This window comes from Gammaproteobacteria bacterium (genome assembly GCA_029882975.1).
Taxonomy (GTDB): domain Bacteria; phylum Pseudomonadota; class Gammaproteobacteria; order SZUA-152; family SZUA-152; genus JAJDNG01.
This window is the reverse complement of sequence record JAOUJW010000005.1, coordinates 104,914-121,869: the sequence shown is the minus strand read 5'-3', so window position 1 is coordinate 121,869 and position 16,956 is coordinate 104,914. Positions and strand designations below refer to the sequence as shown.

At 45.5% G+C, this 16,956-nt stretch carries 13 protein-coding genes; all 13 read left to right on the top strand.

The annotated features are described in order from the left end of the window. Positions 1-89: 89 nt before the first annotated feature. The 13 genes from OEY58_05580 (at position 90) to OEY58_05520 (ending at position 16,955) form a co-directional block, all read left to right on the top strand. A complete protein-coding gene (locus tag OEY58_05580) occupies positions 90-389 on the top strand; it encodes an STAS domain-containing protein (protein ID MDH5324916.1) in 300 nt (99 codons plus the stop codon). A gap of 20 nt (positions 390-409) precedes the next feature. Then, complete coding sequence (locus tag OEY58_05575) at positions 410-2,596, top strand: chemotaxis protein CheA (GenBank protein ID MDH5324915.1); 2,187 nt, start codon at positions 410-412, stop codon at positions 2,594-2,596. A 12-nt stretch (positions 2,597-2,608) separates the two neighbouring features. Further along, complete coding sequence (locus OEY58_05570) at positions 2,609-4,942, top strand: methyl-accepting chemotaxis protein (GenBank protein ID MDH5324914.1); 2,334 nt, start codon at positions 2,609-2,611, stop codon at positions 4,940-4,942. Between the two features lie 9 nt (positions 4,943-4,951). Beyond that, the gene (locus tag OEY58_05565) at positions 4,952-5,503 is read left to right on the top strand and encodes a chemotaxis protein CheW (protein MDH5324913.1); all 552 of its coding nucleotides are present in this window, start codon (positions 4,952-4,954) and stop codon (positions 5,501-5,503) included. Between the two features lie 28 nt (positions 5,504-5,531). Beyond that, positions 5,532-6,050, top strand: a complete 519-nt coding sequence (locus OEY58_05560; protein ID MDH5324912.1) for a chemotaxis protein CheW — start codon at positions 5,532-5,534, stop codon at positions 6,048-6,050. Positions 6,051-6,057: 7 nt separating this feature from the next. Next, a complete protein-coding gene (locus OEY58_05555) occupies positions 6,058-6,894 on the top strand; it encodes a protein-glutamate O-methyltransferase CheR (protein MDH5324911.1) in 837 nt (278 codons plus the stop codon). Next, entirely contained in the window at positions 6,891-7,979 is a 1,089-nt protein-coding gene (locus tag OEY58_05550; GenBank protein MDH5324910.1) for a chemotaxis response regulator protein-glutamate methylesterase, read from the top strand. The genes OEY58_05555 and OEY58_05550 overlap by 4 nt, the downstream gene beginning before the upstream one ends. 4 nt (positions 7,980-7,983) lie before the next feature. After that, on the top strand, positions 7,984-9,213 hold the full coding sequence (locus OEY58_05545; protein ID MDH5324909.1) for an EAL domain-containing protein: 1,230 nt from the start codon (positions 7,984-7,986) through the stop codon (positions 9,211-9,213). Positions 9,214-9,388: 175 nt separating this feature from the next. Beyond that, on the top strand, positions 9,389-10,762 hold the full coding sequence (locus OEY58_05540) for an SWIM zinc finger family protein (GenBank protein ID MDH5324908.1): 1,374 nt from the start codon (positions 9,389-9,391) through the stop codon (positions 10,760-10,762). Positions 10,763-10,766: 4 nt separating this feature from the next. Next, positions 10,767-12,347 (top strand): DUF5691 domain-containing protein, encoded by a 1,581-nt coding sequence (locus tag OEY58_05535; protein MDH5324907.1) that lies wholly within the window; start codon positions 10,767-10,769, stop codon positions 12,345-12,347. A gap of 81 nt (positions 12,348-12,428) precedes the next feature. After that, on the top strand, positions 12,429-13,460 hold the full coding sequence (locus OEY58_05530; protein MDH5324906.1) for an AAA family ATPase: 1,032 nt from the start codon (positions 12,429-12,431) through the stop codon (positions 13,458-13,460). Then, entirely contained in the window at positions 13,460-15,778 is a 2,319-nt protein-coding gene (locus OEY58_05525; GenBank protein ID MDH5324905.1) for a DUF5682 family protein, read from the top strand. Before OEY58_05530 ends, OEY58_05525 begins: the two co-directional genes overlap by 1 nt. Further along, positions 15,765-16,955, top strand: coding sequence for a VWA domain-containing protein (locus OEY58_05520; protein MDH5324904.1), 1,191 nt, complete (start codon positions 15,765-15,767; stop codon positions 16,953-16,955). The genes OEY58_05525 and OEY58_05520 overlap by 14 nt, the downstream gene beginning before the upstream one ends. Position 16,956: the final 1 nt, after the last annotated feature.

The following is a 16,956-nucleotide window of genomic DNA, read 5'->3' as shown; positions in this document are numbered from 1 at the left end:
AAATTTATGAGTTTGTACGTTCTTTAAGTTCACAACCAATAATGTTCTAAAAACGGTTTGCCACGACAGCGTGTGAATGGGTGCTCGATATGATCAAAGTATTAAAAAGAGGTAAAAACAAACAACTGGAGATATCGGGAGAGCTAACTATTTACACAGCAAACGAGTTTAAGACTGCTTTGTTGAAACATTTCAAAAACCTCGTTTCTTTAGAATTGGATTTGTCCAAGGTAAGTGATTTGGATACGGCTGGAATTCAGATATTACGTGTTGCGCACAAGGATCTTGCTAAGCAGGGTATACAATTAAACGTAGTGAATCATAGCGCAGCGACATTGGAAGCATTCAAACTTTACAAATTGCACGGTACGCAGGATTGGCTTGCATAGCTAACAGCGACGGACATTAGATGGAACCGGAAGAGTCAGGGCTACAGGCCTATATTAATGAATCCAAGGAACTCCTGCAGGACATGGAGGATGCTCTGTTGCAACTAGAAAACAGCCCCAATGACTCTGATTTAATCGCATCCATTTTTCGGGTAGCCCACACCATAAAGGGTGCCAGTGGGATTTTTGGTTTCACAGAGACTGAGACCTTTACTCACGTATTGGAAAATGTGTTTGATCTAATTCGGAATCATGAATTGGCTATGGACGCGAAGTTGTCCGCATTGATGCTGAAAAGCAAAGATCACCTCTGGAATCTAATCGTCAATATCGGAAACAAGGAACCAGTATCCGAAGAATTAATGCAGAGTGGGAGAGATCTGTCTTTTGCTCTAAGCGAATATGCGGGAATTGACGCTACTTTTACACATGAGGACTCACTACAAGAAGTTACCCGAGCTAAGGAGTGTGTTCAAGAGAACAGAATTTGGTACATTTCATTGAGATTTTCCACCGAGGTCCTACAAAATGGAATGGACCCTTTGTCATTTCTGCGGTATATGCACCGAATTGGTGACATCGTTGGAATTTCAAGTATTCTACATTACGAGGGCGAATTGGAGCATATGGATGTCCTTTCTTGTTATACCGGATTGGAAATCGTCTTTCAGACTGCGGTTACGCAAGAAGAAATTGAACAGGTATTTTTGTTTGTCAGGAATGATTGTCAATTACGCATCCTACCTCCTAATGCCACTCAATCAGACTTTAAAGATCTCATTGAAGAATTGCGAAGGGAAACACCGAATATAGAAACCATAATGGTGCATCTGGGGGTACTGCATGAGCACATTGGCGAACACATGGTAGAGCCTGTCGCCCGGTCGGTATCACTAAATGAAGCTGTAGAGGACCACCAAATAGAAAGCACAGTCATGGCCCCTGTGAGAAAGCCGGTAACGAAAGGTCCTCAATCGTCTAAACCTCCTCATAGTACTAATAGTAATAATCCTAAGTCTAAAAGCCTGCGGGTTGACGCGGACAAATTGGACCAACTGATTAACTTGGTAGGAGAAATGGTTATCGCTGGTGCCAGTACCAATTTGATTGCCCAAGCGTTAAACAATGATAGATTAACCGAATCCATGTCTGTTCTATCCAGACTATTGGAAGAAATTAGGGACAATGCCCTCAATCTTAGAATGGTTCAGGTTGGTGAAACATTCAATCGCTATCATAGAATCGTAAGGGACGTCAGCCAGGAGTTGGGGAAAACAATCAAGCTTGAAATATACGGAGGGGATACGGAGTTAGATAAAACCGTTATAGAAAGGATATCCGATCCCCTGATTCACCTCATAAGGAACTCCATAGACCATGGATTGGAAAGCAAGGAAGAACGCATAAGATTGGGAAAATCAGAGACCGGAATAATCCGTTTAACAGCCTATCATGAAGCGGGTAGCATCGTTATTGAGGTTAGCGATGACGGTCGCGGTCTGGATAAGACAAAAATATTGGAAAAGGCTATGAATCAAGGATTGGTGTCTCATACACATATATTAAGCGATTCTGAGATTTATAACTTAGTGTTTGAACCTGGCTTCTCCACTGTTGACGAAGTCACCCACTTTTCCGGCAGGGGTGTGGGCATGGATGTAGTAAGAAAGAATATTGAATCCCTGCGCGGGAGTGTTGATATCGATAGCTACCCCGGTACCGGTAGCATCACACGCATACGATTGCCCCTTACCCTGGCTATTATCGATGGGTTTCTTGTTAGCGTTGGTGACTCATCCTTCGTCATTCCGCTGGATCTAATTAACGAATGCATTGAATCGGATGCAATCCATAAAGAATTGCCTTCTTATATCAATCTTCGAGGTGATGTATTGCCTTTGTTTGATCTTGGAAAACAAATGAAAATACCCACAGACACCAACAGTAGAAGCAATATTGTTGTAATACAGTTTGGTAGCGTGAAAGCCGGAATAATTGTGGAAAAGTTATTGGGAGAATTTCAGACCGTCATCAAGCCATTGGGGAAAATCTTTAACCACCTAAAGGGCGTGAGTGGGGCAACCATACTGGGTACAGGCGAAGTTGCTGTAATATTGGACATACCGGCTCTATTGTCCAAAGTTACGGATAATGTGGCAGGTAGCAATGATTATCCGTTAGCGCCAACTAACGGAACATTACATTAACTGGTATTAATAATGGAAACAATTGAAAAAAGTGGATCCAGACTCAATCTTGGAACAAAAGTTACCCTGTCTTTTATAGCGGTGTGTGTTATCTCCATACTCACCGTATCTTTAGTCAGTTATATTGTATCCGCAAACGCATTGCAGCGTACACAATTTGAAAAATTAACTGCGATTAGGGACAACACCGCGTCAGCCCTGGTAGATTATGTGGAAACAATAAAAAATCACATTGTTTCTGAATCAAAAAGTCTGACGATCATTGAGGCTGCCGAGGAATTTTCGGCAGCGTTCCGTGCCTTGGATAATTCGCAATCTTTATCCTATTCCAGCGAAACAGACCAGCGACTAATGAACTATTATAGGAATGAATTTGTTCCCCGACTTGGGCAAAACAGTCAACAAAATATTCTCTTGGATCAATATCTACCCGGCACCCACAGGGCCAGATATCTTCAAGACTTGTACCTGGCCGGCAACCCATATCCGGTAGGCAAAAAGCAGTTATTGGTGGACGCCGGAGATGGCAGTGTTTACAGCAGTGTACATGCGAAATATCACCCAATCTTTGTAAAATACCTGGCGAAATTCGGATACTATGACTTGTTTATCATCGATTCATCAACCGGAGACATTTTGTATTCCGTATACAAAGAAATCGATTTTGCTTCCTCTGTAGGTTCAAATATAAGTAGAAACTCCAGTCTGGCTTCTGTATTTTCTGCCGTGCAATCTTCTTTCAACTCTGATTTGTCGAAATTATCAGAGTTTTCTCCATATCATCCTTCCTATGATGCACCTGCTGCTTTTGTTGGAACTCCCATAGTCAGAAACGGAAAAAACATTGGTACATTGGTGTTTCAGATACCAACCAACAAAATTAACGACATAATGCACTATCGTGACAAAGGGGAAACCATCGGGCTTGGCCATAGTGGACAATCCTATATAGTCGCAAATGATTTCACCCTTAGGAGCGATCCCAGGCCCTTACATGTAAACAAATCCAACTACATAAATAGACTAACGAATTATGACCCGACAATTGACGCTAATGAAATAGACCGCGTAGGCAGTGCAATTGGTATACAAAAAGTACGTACCGATGCTACCGAAGCGGCGCTTCGGGGTAACAACAAAACGGAAATAATTCGAGGATACTTAGGTAATCAGGTTTTGTCGTCCTATAGCCCGATAACTATTGATGAATTCAAATGGGCGGTATTGAGTGAAATGGACGTGGACGAAGCCTTCGCTGACGTATATTTTCTCAGGTACATCCTTATCGTTGGTACACTGGTTGTTCTGGCCGGGACCATCGCATTTGCCACTTTCTTCAGCCGGTTTAGCATAACGAGACCGCTAAATGATATGGTTAACGCGGTCAATAATTTAAGGCGTGGAGAAGGCGATCTAACTTTTCGTATTCCCATACAAAGTAATGACGAAATAGGTGATACGGCGCGCGCTGTAAACGGATTTGTTGAAAAAATCCAAATGGTATTGTTAGACGTCAATAACTATGTGGAGTTGATTAGCGGTATCGCCAATCAGGTTCAATCGGCTGCCCAGTTTCTCAATGCAGGATCAACAAAACAAGCGGTTAGCGTTCAGGAGACCAGCGCATCCATGGAAGAGATGAACGCATCGATCAACCAAAATGCAGAAAACGCCAAACAAACGGAATCTATAGCCATTAATGCATCCGTGGAGGCATCTGAAAGTGGTGAGGTGGTTAACGACACCGTTGTCGCCATGCGGCTTATCGCTGAAAAAATATCGCTAATAGAAGATATCGCTTATAAAACCAACCTCTTAGCCCTGAACGCAGCAATAGAAGCGGCTAGAGCCGGAGATCATGGAAAGGGGTTTGCGGTGGTTGCAGACGAGGTTAGAAAATTGGCTGAACGAAGTCAACAGTCCGCAAAGGAAATAAGTAGCGAAGCGTCAAACAGCTTAAAAATAGCGGATCGCGCCGGACTGCTGTTACATCAAATGGTACCCAATATTCAAAAAACAGCGGATCTTGTCATGGAAATCAGTGCTGCGTCAGAAGAACAGGCCACTGGGGTACAACAAGTCAGCACTGCCATAGAACAACTTGACGATATTGCACAAAGTACGGCTATGGCGTCAGACCAACTCGCGGAAACAGCCAATTCCTTGCATAATCACGCCTCGAATTTAAAAACATCTATCGGATATTTTAAATTAGGGGAAAGCACCGAAGAATTATACATACCGGATGTGGTGAAAATATTTGGTAATCACGGAACCGATGCGGCAACTTCGGCGATTGATCTGAGTGACTTTGAGCCATTCAGTGATGTCAAAACCGGCAACTAAGTGATATTAATGAACCAGAGAAATCAAGCCAACACCACTACTATTTTCCAGAAAAAGTTTCTGTGTTTCTATCTGGACGATAGAAAGTTTGCAGTACCTATAGAATACATTCGGGAAATAGCAGAATATTCAGAAATCACCCCTATCCCCATGATGCCGCAATTTGTCTGGGGGGCCCTCAACCTAAGAGGCTCAGTTATCCCAATATTGGACTTGTCAGCCCGAATCGGGTTAAAACATTCTACATTAGGAAAACGCACCTGTTTTTTGATAGTTGAAGTTCCTGCGGGGAACAAGACTATCTGCACCGGGCTGATTGCAGATTCCGTGTCTGAAGTAACCGATATAAATAGTGACTGTACCGATCCGGTTCCCGATTTTGGAGGAAAATTTATTAATGAATTCATCGAAGGGATTGGCAGGGTAAAAAACGAACTGGTAATGCTGCTAAATGTTGACACTATTATATCGATGGAAGATATTCGTGAATTTTACACCGGCTTAAACGAAAATGTTTCGGACTACAGTTTCTCTGAGAACTTAGAACGCAAGGTGTCATGAGGGGCACGAAAGTTTTATGGTAAACAGCATGGACAATCATAGGCTATACACTGATGTAAAACATTCCGGAGAATCAGAAGTATTGGAACGGAATACTCAGTATTTGTTATTTTTACTTGGAAAGGAACAGTTTGGAGTTGAAATACTGCATATCAAGGAAATAATCGAATACATAAACGTTGCACGTGTACCGATGGTTCCCGATTACATCAGGGGTGTGATTAATCTTCGCGGGAATGTGGTACCCGTCATTGATTTGGCATCTCGATTCCATAAGTCACCTGAGACCATTGGACCCAGAACCTGTATTGTTGTTGTCGAAATCAAGCAAGAAGATGACAAATTGGATGTTGGATTTATTGTAGATTCCGTGAATGAAGTTTTGTCAGTGAACCCCCAGGATATAAAACCGGCCCCGGCATTTGGGGCAAGCATTTCAGTAAAATATATTCAAGGAATGGGTAGAGTTGACCAGGGTTTCGCTACTTTGATTAACATCTATGAAGCGCTGAATGTCGACGAACTATCCATGTTGGCATTCGATTGAATAACTTATGACTACCAGCGATTCCAATAGCTATACCGCACATCCAATGAACGAAAAGGAGTATTGTTTCTTCAAGGAATTCATTGGGAAACAGGTAGGTATTGCACTGGCGGAAAACAAACAAGCTATGGTGTCCGGAAGGCTAAACAAGCGTCTAAATCAACTTCAAATGAACAGCTATTCAGATTATATCAAATACCTAAAACAGGGACATGCCAGTGAAGAGCAGGTTGTTATAGATTTGTTAACCACCAATGAAACCTGTTTTTTTCGGGAACCAAAGCATTTTGAAGTTCTGGAAACCAGTGTTCTACCTGGACTTAAACGGCATCCAAGGGTTAGAGTATGGAGCGCCGCCTGTTCCAGCGGTGAAGAAGCATATTCATTGGCTATGTTATTGGATAGCGTATTCAACGATACGCGTTGGGAAATTCTGGCCTCTGATGTCAGTCGACAGATGCTGGAAACAGCCGAGAGAGGGTTGTATCCGCTGGATAACAATCAACGAATCCCAAAGCACTACTTGCAAAGGTATTGCCTAAAAGGTGTTCGGTCTCAATCGGGTCAACTACTTATGGATAAAGACCGATTATCCAATATGACATTTAGAACTATTAACCTAACCAAACCTTTACCGGACATAGGTAAGTTCCACATCATTTTCCTGCGTAATGTCTTGATATATTTCGCTGAGGAAACACGAGTGAGAGTGATACATCAACTTGAGAAACATCTGATTGAAGGCGGATATTTTGTCGTAGGACATTCAGAATCCTTACATGGGATTAGTAAATCACTAAAGCCACTGATTCCATCCATATATCAAAATGGACGGGGATACTGATGACCATTAAAGTACTGGTTGTGGATGATTCTGCTGTGGTTCGCAAGGTAGTATCTGAGATACTGGATGCAGACCCTTCCATTGATGTCATCGCCAAAGCTTCAGATCCTATATTTGCCATGAAACATATGGAAAAGGCGTGGCCCGACGTCATTTTGCTGGATATTGAAATGCCTCGAATGGACGGCATCACCTTCTTAAAAAAAATAATGTCAGAAAGGCCTACCCCGGTTGTCATATGCTCTTCAATGACACAACAAGGGGCAGACATAACAATGCAAGCCTTAGCATCCGGTGCCGTTGATATTATAGCAAAGCCCAAAGTATCTTTGAGTACTTACTTTCGTGAAGAACGAACCCTATTTTTACAGGCGATAAAATCTGCAGCACAAGCCAATATTAAACAATTAAAACCTAATGTAATACCTATAGATAGACCTGTACCTGCTAAGCATTCGGTTGATACCGTAATTCCACCAGTGGCACTAAATACCAAAGTAAAAACAGATTGCGTTGTCGCAATCGGAACCTCCACTGGCGGTACTCAAGCTCTGGAAGAGATTCTCAGCTCGTTGCCATCCATGTCACCCGGAATCGTTATTGTGCAACATATGCCGGAAAAATTTACTCGTGCGTTTGCTACTCGATTGAATGGTCTATGTGAAATAGAAGTGAAAGAAGCCGAGAACTTAGAAGTGGTGACACCCGGCAAGGCACTTATCGCACCCGGCGGAAAACACATGATGTTGAAACGCAACGGAACGCGATACTTTATCGAAATTATTGATGGTCCTTTGGTCAATCGCCACAGACCATCAGTTGACGTATTGTTTCGCTCCGCTGCCGCTAGTGCAGGAAAAAACGCCCTGGGTATTATTATGACCGGTATGGGTGATGATGGAGCAAAAGGACTGTTGGAAATGAAAAATAGTGGCGCCCACACTCTCGCACAAGACAAAGATTCCTGTGTTGTGTATGGAATGCCTAAAGAAGCGGTTAATCTGGGCGCGGTATGTGAGAGCATATCCTTACGGCGTATACCAGAGGCCATCGTTAACTATATTTGCAAATACAAACTAGGATAAAACCATGATTCCACAAGCAAAAACAGACGATGCGTCACTAAAAGTATACCTTGCCAGACAACCCATCGTTGATCGCAATTGTCGTATAGTAGGGTACGAACTGGTATTTCGTAACAGCATACATAAAAACAAGGCGGAATTTGATGATCCTAAGATAGCAACACTTCAAGTCATGGCAAATGTATTTCTCAATATGGGATACGCAAATGTATTGGGAAACAAAATGGCGTTTATTAATTTTGATGAACATTTATTGAAAAGCGATCTCGTGGAGATTTTGCCACACGATAAAGTGGTATTGGAAATATTGGAGACTGTGACACCGGGAAGTGAGCTGTTAGACAGCTTAACACATCTGAGAGAAAAAAATTACAAATTTGCATTGGACGATTACATTTACACTACCGAAAGCGCTAAGTTGGTGGAATTTGCGGATATAATAAAAATTGACGTGCAAATGCATGACGATGCATCTTTAGTAGAACACGTTGGATTTGCCAAGAGGGCCAATAAAACATTGTTGGCTGAAAAAGTAGAAAACGTGGAACAATATGAATTGCTGATGGCACTGGGATTTAATTTGTTCCAAGGGTATTTTTTTGGTAAACCCAAAATCATGTCGCAAACTGACATTCCCGGCAACGAACTGGCTATTCTTAACGTCATGAATCAAATTATGTCGGATACTGAAAGTAGCGACTTAGCTCAAAGCATAACCCATGACGTACCTTTATCATTCAAGCTACTTAAACTAGTAAACTCGGCAGGCCTACGCCGCAGCAAGGAAATCACCACTATAAGCGGCGCTATCAATTTATTGGGAAGAGAGCAACTTTACAGATGGTTAGCCATATTGTTGTTCACCTCCAACGAGCAAAATAACAAGTGGTCGAGAACGTTGTTGAACTCTGCTGTGTATCGAGGACGTTTAATGGAACTGCTTGGGAAACAAAACAATTTTAAACATTCCAACGAATTGTTTCTATTGGGTACGTTTTCCTATTTGGATGCGTTGCTGGGAAATGATATGCCACGGATTTTGCACGATCTCGTGGTGCCCGAGCCCATTCGGGAAGCTTTGTTAAACCAAAGGGGACCCTATTGGCACTACCTTGATGTCGCAAGAAAATTGGAATCCGGTGATACCGACGATGTACTGGGTCTAAGTAACGAGCAACTGCAACGGGCTCAATGGGAAGCCAATAGTTTTGCTGAGTCATTAAGCAGCTTGTAAATAATTTATGTCAAATTTCGCACTTTGGTAGTGGTATAACCATTGGGATTAAAAAAATTGAATCCAAACATCAATTTGCCCGGATTGTTGCCGATAACAATCATACCGCACACAAGCAGACCAGCAATTAATAGTATGCCTTTTAAAAACAAAGAGTAACGACTACTATTTTGATATGCCAATCACTTGGACATCTGATCAAGTCACCAGCATGGCTCCGGATACGGCTTCTGTAAAAGCCGGGCAGAAACTGGGGCGTGCCTCCAAATGGCAGACATTGGGGAAAACCGAAAAGGCCCTGTGGGGTGAATTCAAAGGTAGCGGTTCCAAACCCTATCAGACCTGTATAGAAATGACCGGTCCGGCTTTCAAATGTTCCTGCCCCAGCCGTAAATTTCCCTGTAAACACGCCTTGGGTCTGGCCTATGTGTTCGCTGAAGAATCCACTGCTATGGGACAGGCTCAAGCACCGGACTGGGTTAGCGATTGGCTGGAGAAAAGAGAACAGCGTGCAACTCGAAAAGCAAACCCAAAACAAGAGAGCCCCGCTGATGAGGCCACCTTAAGGCGCCGAGAAAAAGCCAAACAAAAACGCAGTGAATCCAGGGAACAAAAAGTCGCAACCGGATTAGAAGACCTCTCACAGTGGATACAGGACCAGGCGCGCCATGGTTTGGCCCGGCAAGATGATTCCGGTGATCACTGGCGAAAAATGGCAGCCCGTATGGTGGATGCCCAGGCGCCGGGATTGTCGCGCTGGATTCAAAGGGGGGCCGATCTACGTTATCAAGTGGATCATTGGCAAGAACCTTTATTGTTTCAGTTGGCAAAGATGCACTTACTTATCAACGCATATAAAAACAAGGAGCTGTTGTGCGACAATGAGAAAGCCGATGTGGATTCGCTCCTGGGTTATACTCATAACAAAGAGGAGTTGATGAACCACCCGGTAACTTCGGATAGCTGGTGGGTTATGAGCCAAGTCACTGAACTGGAATCCCAGTTGCAGATTCAGCGTACTTGGTTACTGGGTCAAAACAGCAGTCGCTATGCCATGCTGTTGGATTTCGCGGTAGCTAATCAGGTGTTGCCTATACGTCCCGGTGTTGGTCAATGTTTTGAAGGAGAGCTGATTTACTATCCGGGCAGTTGGCCCTTGAGAGCAGTGCTCAAAGAACCCGATCAATTACAATCTCCGCTAAAGCAGCAAACTCCGAATGCCCCGACTGCATTTATCTCAATCGACACCGCCTTACAACAATATACCCGGGCTTTGGCTGAATATCCCTGGTTATATGCCTTTCCCATGGCTTTATCTCAGGTGGTACCTTATCGACGTGGAGACCACTGGTATATACAAGACACACAAAACCGAGTGTTGGAATTGCAACTGCTTAACTCATTGGGTTGGACCTTATTGTCTATTAGTGGTGGTTTTCCCGTAGATATATTTGGGGAATGGGATTTAGGACGTTTCAAACCACTGACTGTATATAATCACCAGGAAGCACATAACCTTGTCGGTCTGCAATTGGAAATGATGGCTTAAACTTATGCAAATCTGGCAAGAGCTCATAAAAGTGGCCCTACTGGGTACCGAACGACAAACCGATACCGGGCTTCAGGTCCTGCTAAAGGATGAAAACCTTGGTCCTTTGATCCGACAGATTTACCCCACTGGTCAAATTCCGCAGGACGGTAACCGCGAAGCCGCATTTCTATCCACAGCAGCGCTGGTAGGTGTTTATTATCACGCAGGAATCAAGGCAGATCAAAGCGACGAAACTATTGTACCTTGCCCCGCTAATACTCAACCGACTGTTACAACACTGTCCCAAAACCACTTACAACAAATTATACGCGACCGTGACAATCTAGCCCTGTTACCGGAGTGGCTCGATGCCGTGGAACGGCAGTCTTTACGTTTACCCCATTTATTGCTACCCAGGCTTTTGGATTTAGCATTGCGCAAAAAACCCCTGCGCAGGCCCATACTTGCTGTGGCAGGAGAAAGGGGGGAGTGGCTCGCGGCACAGCACCCACAATGGCAGGAATTGTTACAGGACATGCCCTCTAAACAAGATGGAGAACTCAAAACAACTGATTGGGAATTGGGCAATACCCAGGATCGCCGTGTCTATTTACGACAACTGCGAAAAATCGACAATAAACAAGCAATGCAGCTCCTTCAAGACACCTGGAAGCAAGAGTCCGCCAAAGACCGTGTGGCACTTCTTAACTGCCTGGAAATCGCTTTGAATAAACAGGACGAAGCCTTTCTGGAGACCTGCTTGCAGGACAAAAGTAAAGAAGTTCGTCTTACAGCTGCGAGTTTGCTGGCACAATTACCGGATTCGCAATTTTCACAGCGGACCCTGAAGCGACTCAAACAATGGTTGCAGTTTACGCCAAATGGTAAAAGCAAACTTAATCGCACGAAAAAGGGCAGCTTAGCCGTGGAACTTCCGGAACAGTGGGACAACGAATGGCAGAAAGACGGGATTATTGAAACCGCACCGAAGGGAAAAGGCCAAAAAGCCTGGTGGTTAGAACAAAGTCTGGCCCTGGTGCCACCCGGACACTGGTGTCATTTGTGGCAACTCAATCCCGGAGAAATTGCGGACATTATTAGAAAGCACGAGTGGGAACAACCACTGCAACAGGGGCTGTATAGTGCCGTACTAAGACACAACGATTCTGAGTTTGCTCAAGTCTGGCTTAAACAGGAACCTATGGACACCGAGTTGTGGAAAATTCTCGTCCCCGACCAACGCGAGCAGGTGGTACTCGAGCTGCTTAGCGGCACCAGTAACGCCAAAGCATTGGTGGAAAAACTGAATTTACTGGAACACCTCAAGTATCCGTGGAGCTTGTCCTTCTCCAAAGCAGTGGTGGATGCATGGGCCGGCGCGTTCTCCGGGTTGAACCAGCGCTACTATTATATCAGTACCTTATTAAATATTACCGCTTTGTATTTGCATTTGGACAGCCTGGAGTACTTTCATACACAGCTGAGGAAACCGCTGGAAAATGAGGGTTTGTACCAGGAACCATTACAGGAAACACTGGATACTTTGTTGTTTCGAAACACCATGTTACAAGAAATTATTAATCCCACGTCAAAAACGCATTAAACACTAAAGAGGTGAGCCGTGAGCCAGACCCCAAACACTGCCGTCTTACGCCAACATGCCGAAGAAGAGTTTGCCCATGAAATGGAAGCCTTGTCTGCGGCAGATGACCAAGCCCGGCCCCCCAATTGGTCCTTATCGCCCGGTGCGGTACGAACCTATATTCTCGGTGGAAAACTGAACAATGGCATGGAAATCAGCGCAAAGTATATCGGTAATCCACGATTAATCGAAATTGCTATTTCAACGTTGGCCACTGATCGAGCTTTGTTGCTGTACGGTTTACCTGGTACGGCGAAATCCTGGGTATCGGAACATCTGGCGGCTGCAATTTGCGGATCGTCCACTTTTATCGTTCAGGGCACCGCCGGGGTAGGGGAGGAAGCGTTTCGTTACAATTGGAACTACGCCAAGCTCATTGCCGAAGGTCCCAGTGAATCGGCTTTAGTGCCCAGTCCTATTATGCACGCCATCAGTGAAGGTAAGATTGCCCGTGTGGAAGAATTAACCCGAGTACCTGCAGATGTGCAGGACACATTGATTACAATCTTATCCGAAAAAACATTACCGATACCTGAACTCAACACCGAACGCCAGGCTAGAAAAGGGTTCAATATTATAGCCACCGCCAATAACCGCGACAAGGGCGTAAATGATTTATCCAGCGCTTTAAAACGGCGTTTCAATACCGTGATTTTACCTGTGCCTTCGTCTATAGAAGAAGAAGTGCAAATTGTGGAACAGCGTGTAGAAAAACTGGGTAGAGCGTTGGAGTTACCCGCTGAAAAACCCGCACTGGAGGAAATCCGCCGCGTGGTGATTATGTTCCGCGAATTGCGTGATGGGGTTACCTGGGATGGCAAGATCAAAGTGAAAAGCCCGTCCGGCACCTTAAGTACAGCGGAAGCAATTTCGGTCGTTGGCAGTGGGCTGGCATTGGCGGCTCACTTTGGCGACGGTTCCTTAACCGCCACCGATATGGCATCCAGCCTGGTTGGGGCCGTTGTCAAAGACCCGGTACAAGATTCCGTCGTATGGAAAGAATATATGGAAACCGTTATTAAAGAACGGAAAGACTGGAAAGATCTGTACCGAGCTTGCCGCGAAATCATCTGATGACCGTACAAATATTTGGTATACGACACCACGGTCCGGGGTCTGCGCGCAGCTTAAAAGTGGCTCTGGACGCTATGCAGCCGGATGTGCTGCTGATCGAAGGCCCCCCCGAAGCGGATTCCATCATACCCTTATGTAAACACGAGCAAATGCAAACACCGGTGGCCATCCTGGTTTATGCACCGGAACAACCGGATCAAGCGGTTTACTATCCCTTTGCCCAATTTTCCCCGGAATGGCAGGCTTTACAATATGCTTTGGATCAAAACGTACCTGTGCGATTTATGGACTTACCCATTAGTTTTCGCTTAGCCCTGGATCAGACGCAGGAGGCCAAACTTCAGGCTCAGGTGATCGGCGAAGTGGACAGTGAAGAGGACAACGAAGAGAATGACGAGGACACGAAGCTCGAAGATCCCAGATTGATGCAACAGCTTCGCAGAGATCCATTGCGTTTGTTGGCCCAGGCAGCCGGTTATGAAGACAGCGAACGCTGGTGGGAACACATGGTTGAAGAGCGTCGCAACAGTGATAACGTGTTTTTAGGTATTGCTGAAGCGATGACGGCATTACGCGAAGAAATTAGCAAAGAGCCGGTAACGAACAACACAACCGATGAACATGACGAATTCATAGAACAATTACGCGAAGCGCATATGCGTAAGACACTTCGCGCCACTCAAAAAGAAGGTTTTCAGAATATCGCTGTCGTGTGTGGGGCTTGGCATGTTCCAGCCTTAAAGGAACTTCCTCCGGTAAAACAAGACAATCAAATATTAAAAAACCTGCCCAAAATCAAAACCAATGCGACCTGGATACCTTGGAGTTATGGCCGACTCAGCTACGCCGGCGGTTATGGTGCCGGCATACATTCACCCGGCTGGTACCATCATTTATGGAACCATGAAAACAAAATCGCCTTACACTGGCTGACGCTGGCAGCTAGAGTTTTCCGTGAAGAGGGGTTGGACATTTCCTCAGCTCACATTATTGAGTCGGTGCGTTTGGCTGATGCCCTTACAGCCATGCGCGGCAGACCTATAGTAGGATTAGATGAACTCAATGAAGCTATACAAACGGTTATGTTGTTTGGTGATGCCTTACCAATGCGCCTGTTACAGCAAAAACTCATTATAGGAGAGCGCTTGGGGTTAGTACCGGAAGATACCCCCCTGACGCCCTTACAACAGGATTTGGCAAAACTACAAAAAAGTCTGCGTCTAAAACCCAGCGCAGCTGATATCGAACTGATTCTTGATTTGCGCAAACCCAATGATTTGCAACGCAGTTATCTGTTACGACAACTACGCTTGCTGGGTTGTCATTGGGGTGAAGGGGGGAATGAAGCCCGCGGTAAAGGGACTTTTAAGGAAAGTTGGCGCATTCAGTGGAAACCCGAATTTGAAATCAAACTCATCGAGGCCGGACGTTGGGGGAACACCATTAAAGCTGCAGCCAATGGTGCCACAATTGCCAGAGCTAACGATCAGTCTCTGGAAGAACTGGCAGCACTTGCCCAGGATGCCCTGTTCGCCGACTTAGATACAGCTGTGGATGTCCTGATGCAAACCCTGCAAGCCGAAGCGGCGCGCGCCGCGGATGTATTACATTTAATGGCTGCTTTACCTAACCTGGCCCATTTGCTGCGTTACGGCGATGTGCGCAAAACATCCTTAGACACTGTACAAACCGTGGTGGCGGGAATGATCACCCGCGTGTGCATCGGTTTGCCCAACTCCTGTGTTTCTCTTAATGAAGAAGCCGCAGAACACCTGCACCAGTTGATCCAAGGAGTACAAACAGCGGTAGCACTATTGGACAACATAGAGTTTACCGAGAGTTGGCACCATACTCTCATCTCGATGTTAGACCGGGAAGACATCCACGCCCTTCTTACCGGTCGCTGCTGTCAATTATTACTGAATGCCGGAGCCATTGATGATACGGAGGCGGCACGACAATTCGGATTAGCCTTGTCTGTCGCAAATGATCCGGGGCAAGCCGCAGCCTGGGCAGATGGATTTTTACGTGGAAGTGGTCAGCTGCTTATATACGATCAAAGCCTTTGGGAGATCCTGGATCAATGGATTTCCCAGCTCCCAAGCGAAGCTTTTATCAATATGCTACCGGTATTGCGACGAACTTTTTCCAGTTTTGATATGCCCGAAAGACGTCAAATTGGAGAACGGGTGAAACACCAAAAAGCGTCCCTGCCTGGCACCTTGCCGCAAAGCGATTTCGATCATCAACGAGCCCGGCAAGTACTCCCCACGGTAAGCCGACTGCTGGGATTGGAGGTTGACCATGGATCAGGCTGAACGGGAACGCCGCTGGCGCCTAATCTTAGGCGAGGGTGAGTCCGGAGCAATGGCAAATGCCCTGCAGGGTGATGATTTGGCTATGGATCGCTGTCTTCGTGCCGTGTATGGCGGAGAGGACAGTGACGGAGGAGGTATGGGTAAGCGTGGGCGTGGAGGTTTAGGAGCCTCTGCACCCAGTGTCGCCCGCTGGTTGGGTGATATCCGCCAATTTTTTCCCTCGTCAGTGGTTCGAGTGATGCAGCAGGACGCCATTGAGCGATTGGGCTTGGATCAGCTACTGTTGGAGCCGGAAATTCTGGAAGCCGTGGAAGCGGACGTGCACTTGGTCGCCACCTTAATTTCACTGAAAAATGTCATACCCGCCAAAACCAAAGATACTGCGCGCCAAGTGGTCACCAAGGTGGTTGACGAACTTTTGCAACGTTTGCAACAACCAATGCAAACTGCAGTCAACGGGGCCTTGAACCGTTCCATTCGTAATCGCCGACCGAGGTTAAAGGAGATCGACTGGCACCGAACTATACGTGCTAATATTAAGAATTATTTACCGGATTATAAAACCATTGTTCCTGAGATTAAGATTGGTTTTGGCCGAAAGCGATCATCTCTTAAGGATGTGGTGCTGTGTATAGACCAAAGCGGCTCCATGGCTACTTCCGTTGTGTATTCCGGTATATTTGCTGCAGTCATGGCGTCTATGCCGGCGCTGAGCACCAGTATGGTGGTGTTTGATACAGCCGTTGTTGACCTAAGTGAAGAGCTGCACGATGACCCGGTGGATTTGTTATTCGGGGTACAACTGGGTGGCGGTACGGATATCAATCGTGCTATTGCTTACAGCCAGGGGTTGGTTCAACGCCCCGATGATACTATTTTTATTCTTATCAGCGATTTATACGAGGGGGGAAATGCCAAGGAAATGGTTCAACGCGTCTCCAATCTGGTGCTGGCCGGTGTACAGGTCATTACCCTTTTAGCATTAAGCGATGACGGTGCTTCCTTTTACGATCACAGCATGGCGGCAGTGTTTTCAAACATGGGCATACCCACCTTTGCCTGCACCCCGGATAAGTTTCCGGATCTGATGGCTGCAGCCATTTCCAAAAGAGACATGCACGAGTGGGCTGCATCAGAGGGCATAGTGCTAACGCGTGAAGAGAGCGCAAGAAGTTAAC

Bases quoted from the DNA above. Each gene is read 5' to 3' on its own strand.
- OEY58_05580 (MDH5324916.1), top strand. From the start codon at position 90: ATGATCAAAGTATTAAAAAGAGGTAAAAACAAACAACTGGAGATATCG.
- OEY58_05575 (MDH5324915.1), top strand. From the start codon at position 410: ATGGAACCGGAAGAGTCAGGGCTACAGGCCTATATTAATGAATCCAAG.
- OEY58_05570 (MDH5324914.1), top strand. From the start codon at position 2,609: ATGGAAACAATTGAAAAAAGTGGATCCAGACTCAATCTTGGAACAAAA.
- OEY58_05565 (MDH5324913.1), top strand. From the start codon at position 4,952: ATGAACCAGAGAAATCAAGCCAACACCACTACTATTTTCCAGAAAAAG.
- OEY58_05560 (MDH5324912.1), top strand. From the start codon at position 5,532: ATGGACAATCATAGGCTATACACTGATGTAAAACATTCCGGAGAATCA.
- OEY58_05555 (MDH5324911.1), top strand. From the start codon at position 6,058: ATGACTACCAGCGATTCCAATAGCTATACCGCACATCCAATGAACGAA.
- OEY58_05545 (MDH5324909.1), top strand. From the start codon at position 7,984: ATGATTCCACAAGCAAAAACAGACGATGCGTCACTAAAAGTATACCTT.
- OEY58_05540 (MDH5324908.1), top strand. From the start codon at position 9,389: ATGCCAATCACTTGGACATCTGATCAAGTCACCAGCATGGCTCCGGAT.
- OEY58_05535 (MDH5324907.1), top strand. From the start codon at position 10,767: ATGCAAATCTGGCAAGAGCTCATAAAAGTGGCCCTACTGGGTACCGAA.
- OEY58_05530 (MDH5324906.1), top strand. From the start codon at position 12,429: ATGGAAGCCTTGTCTGCGGCAGATGACCAAGCCCGGCCCCCCAATTGG.
- OEY58_05525 (MDH5324905.1), top strand. From the start codon at position 13,460: ATGACCGTACAAATATTTGGTATACGACACCACGGTCCGGGGTCTGCG.
- OEY58_05520 (MDH5324904.1), top strand. From the start codon at position 15,765: ATGGATCAGGCTGAACGGGAACGCCGCTGGCGCCTAATCTTAGGCGAG.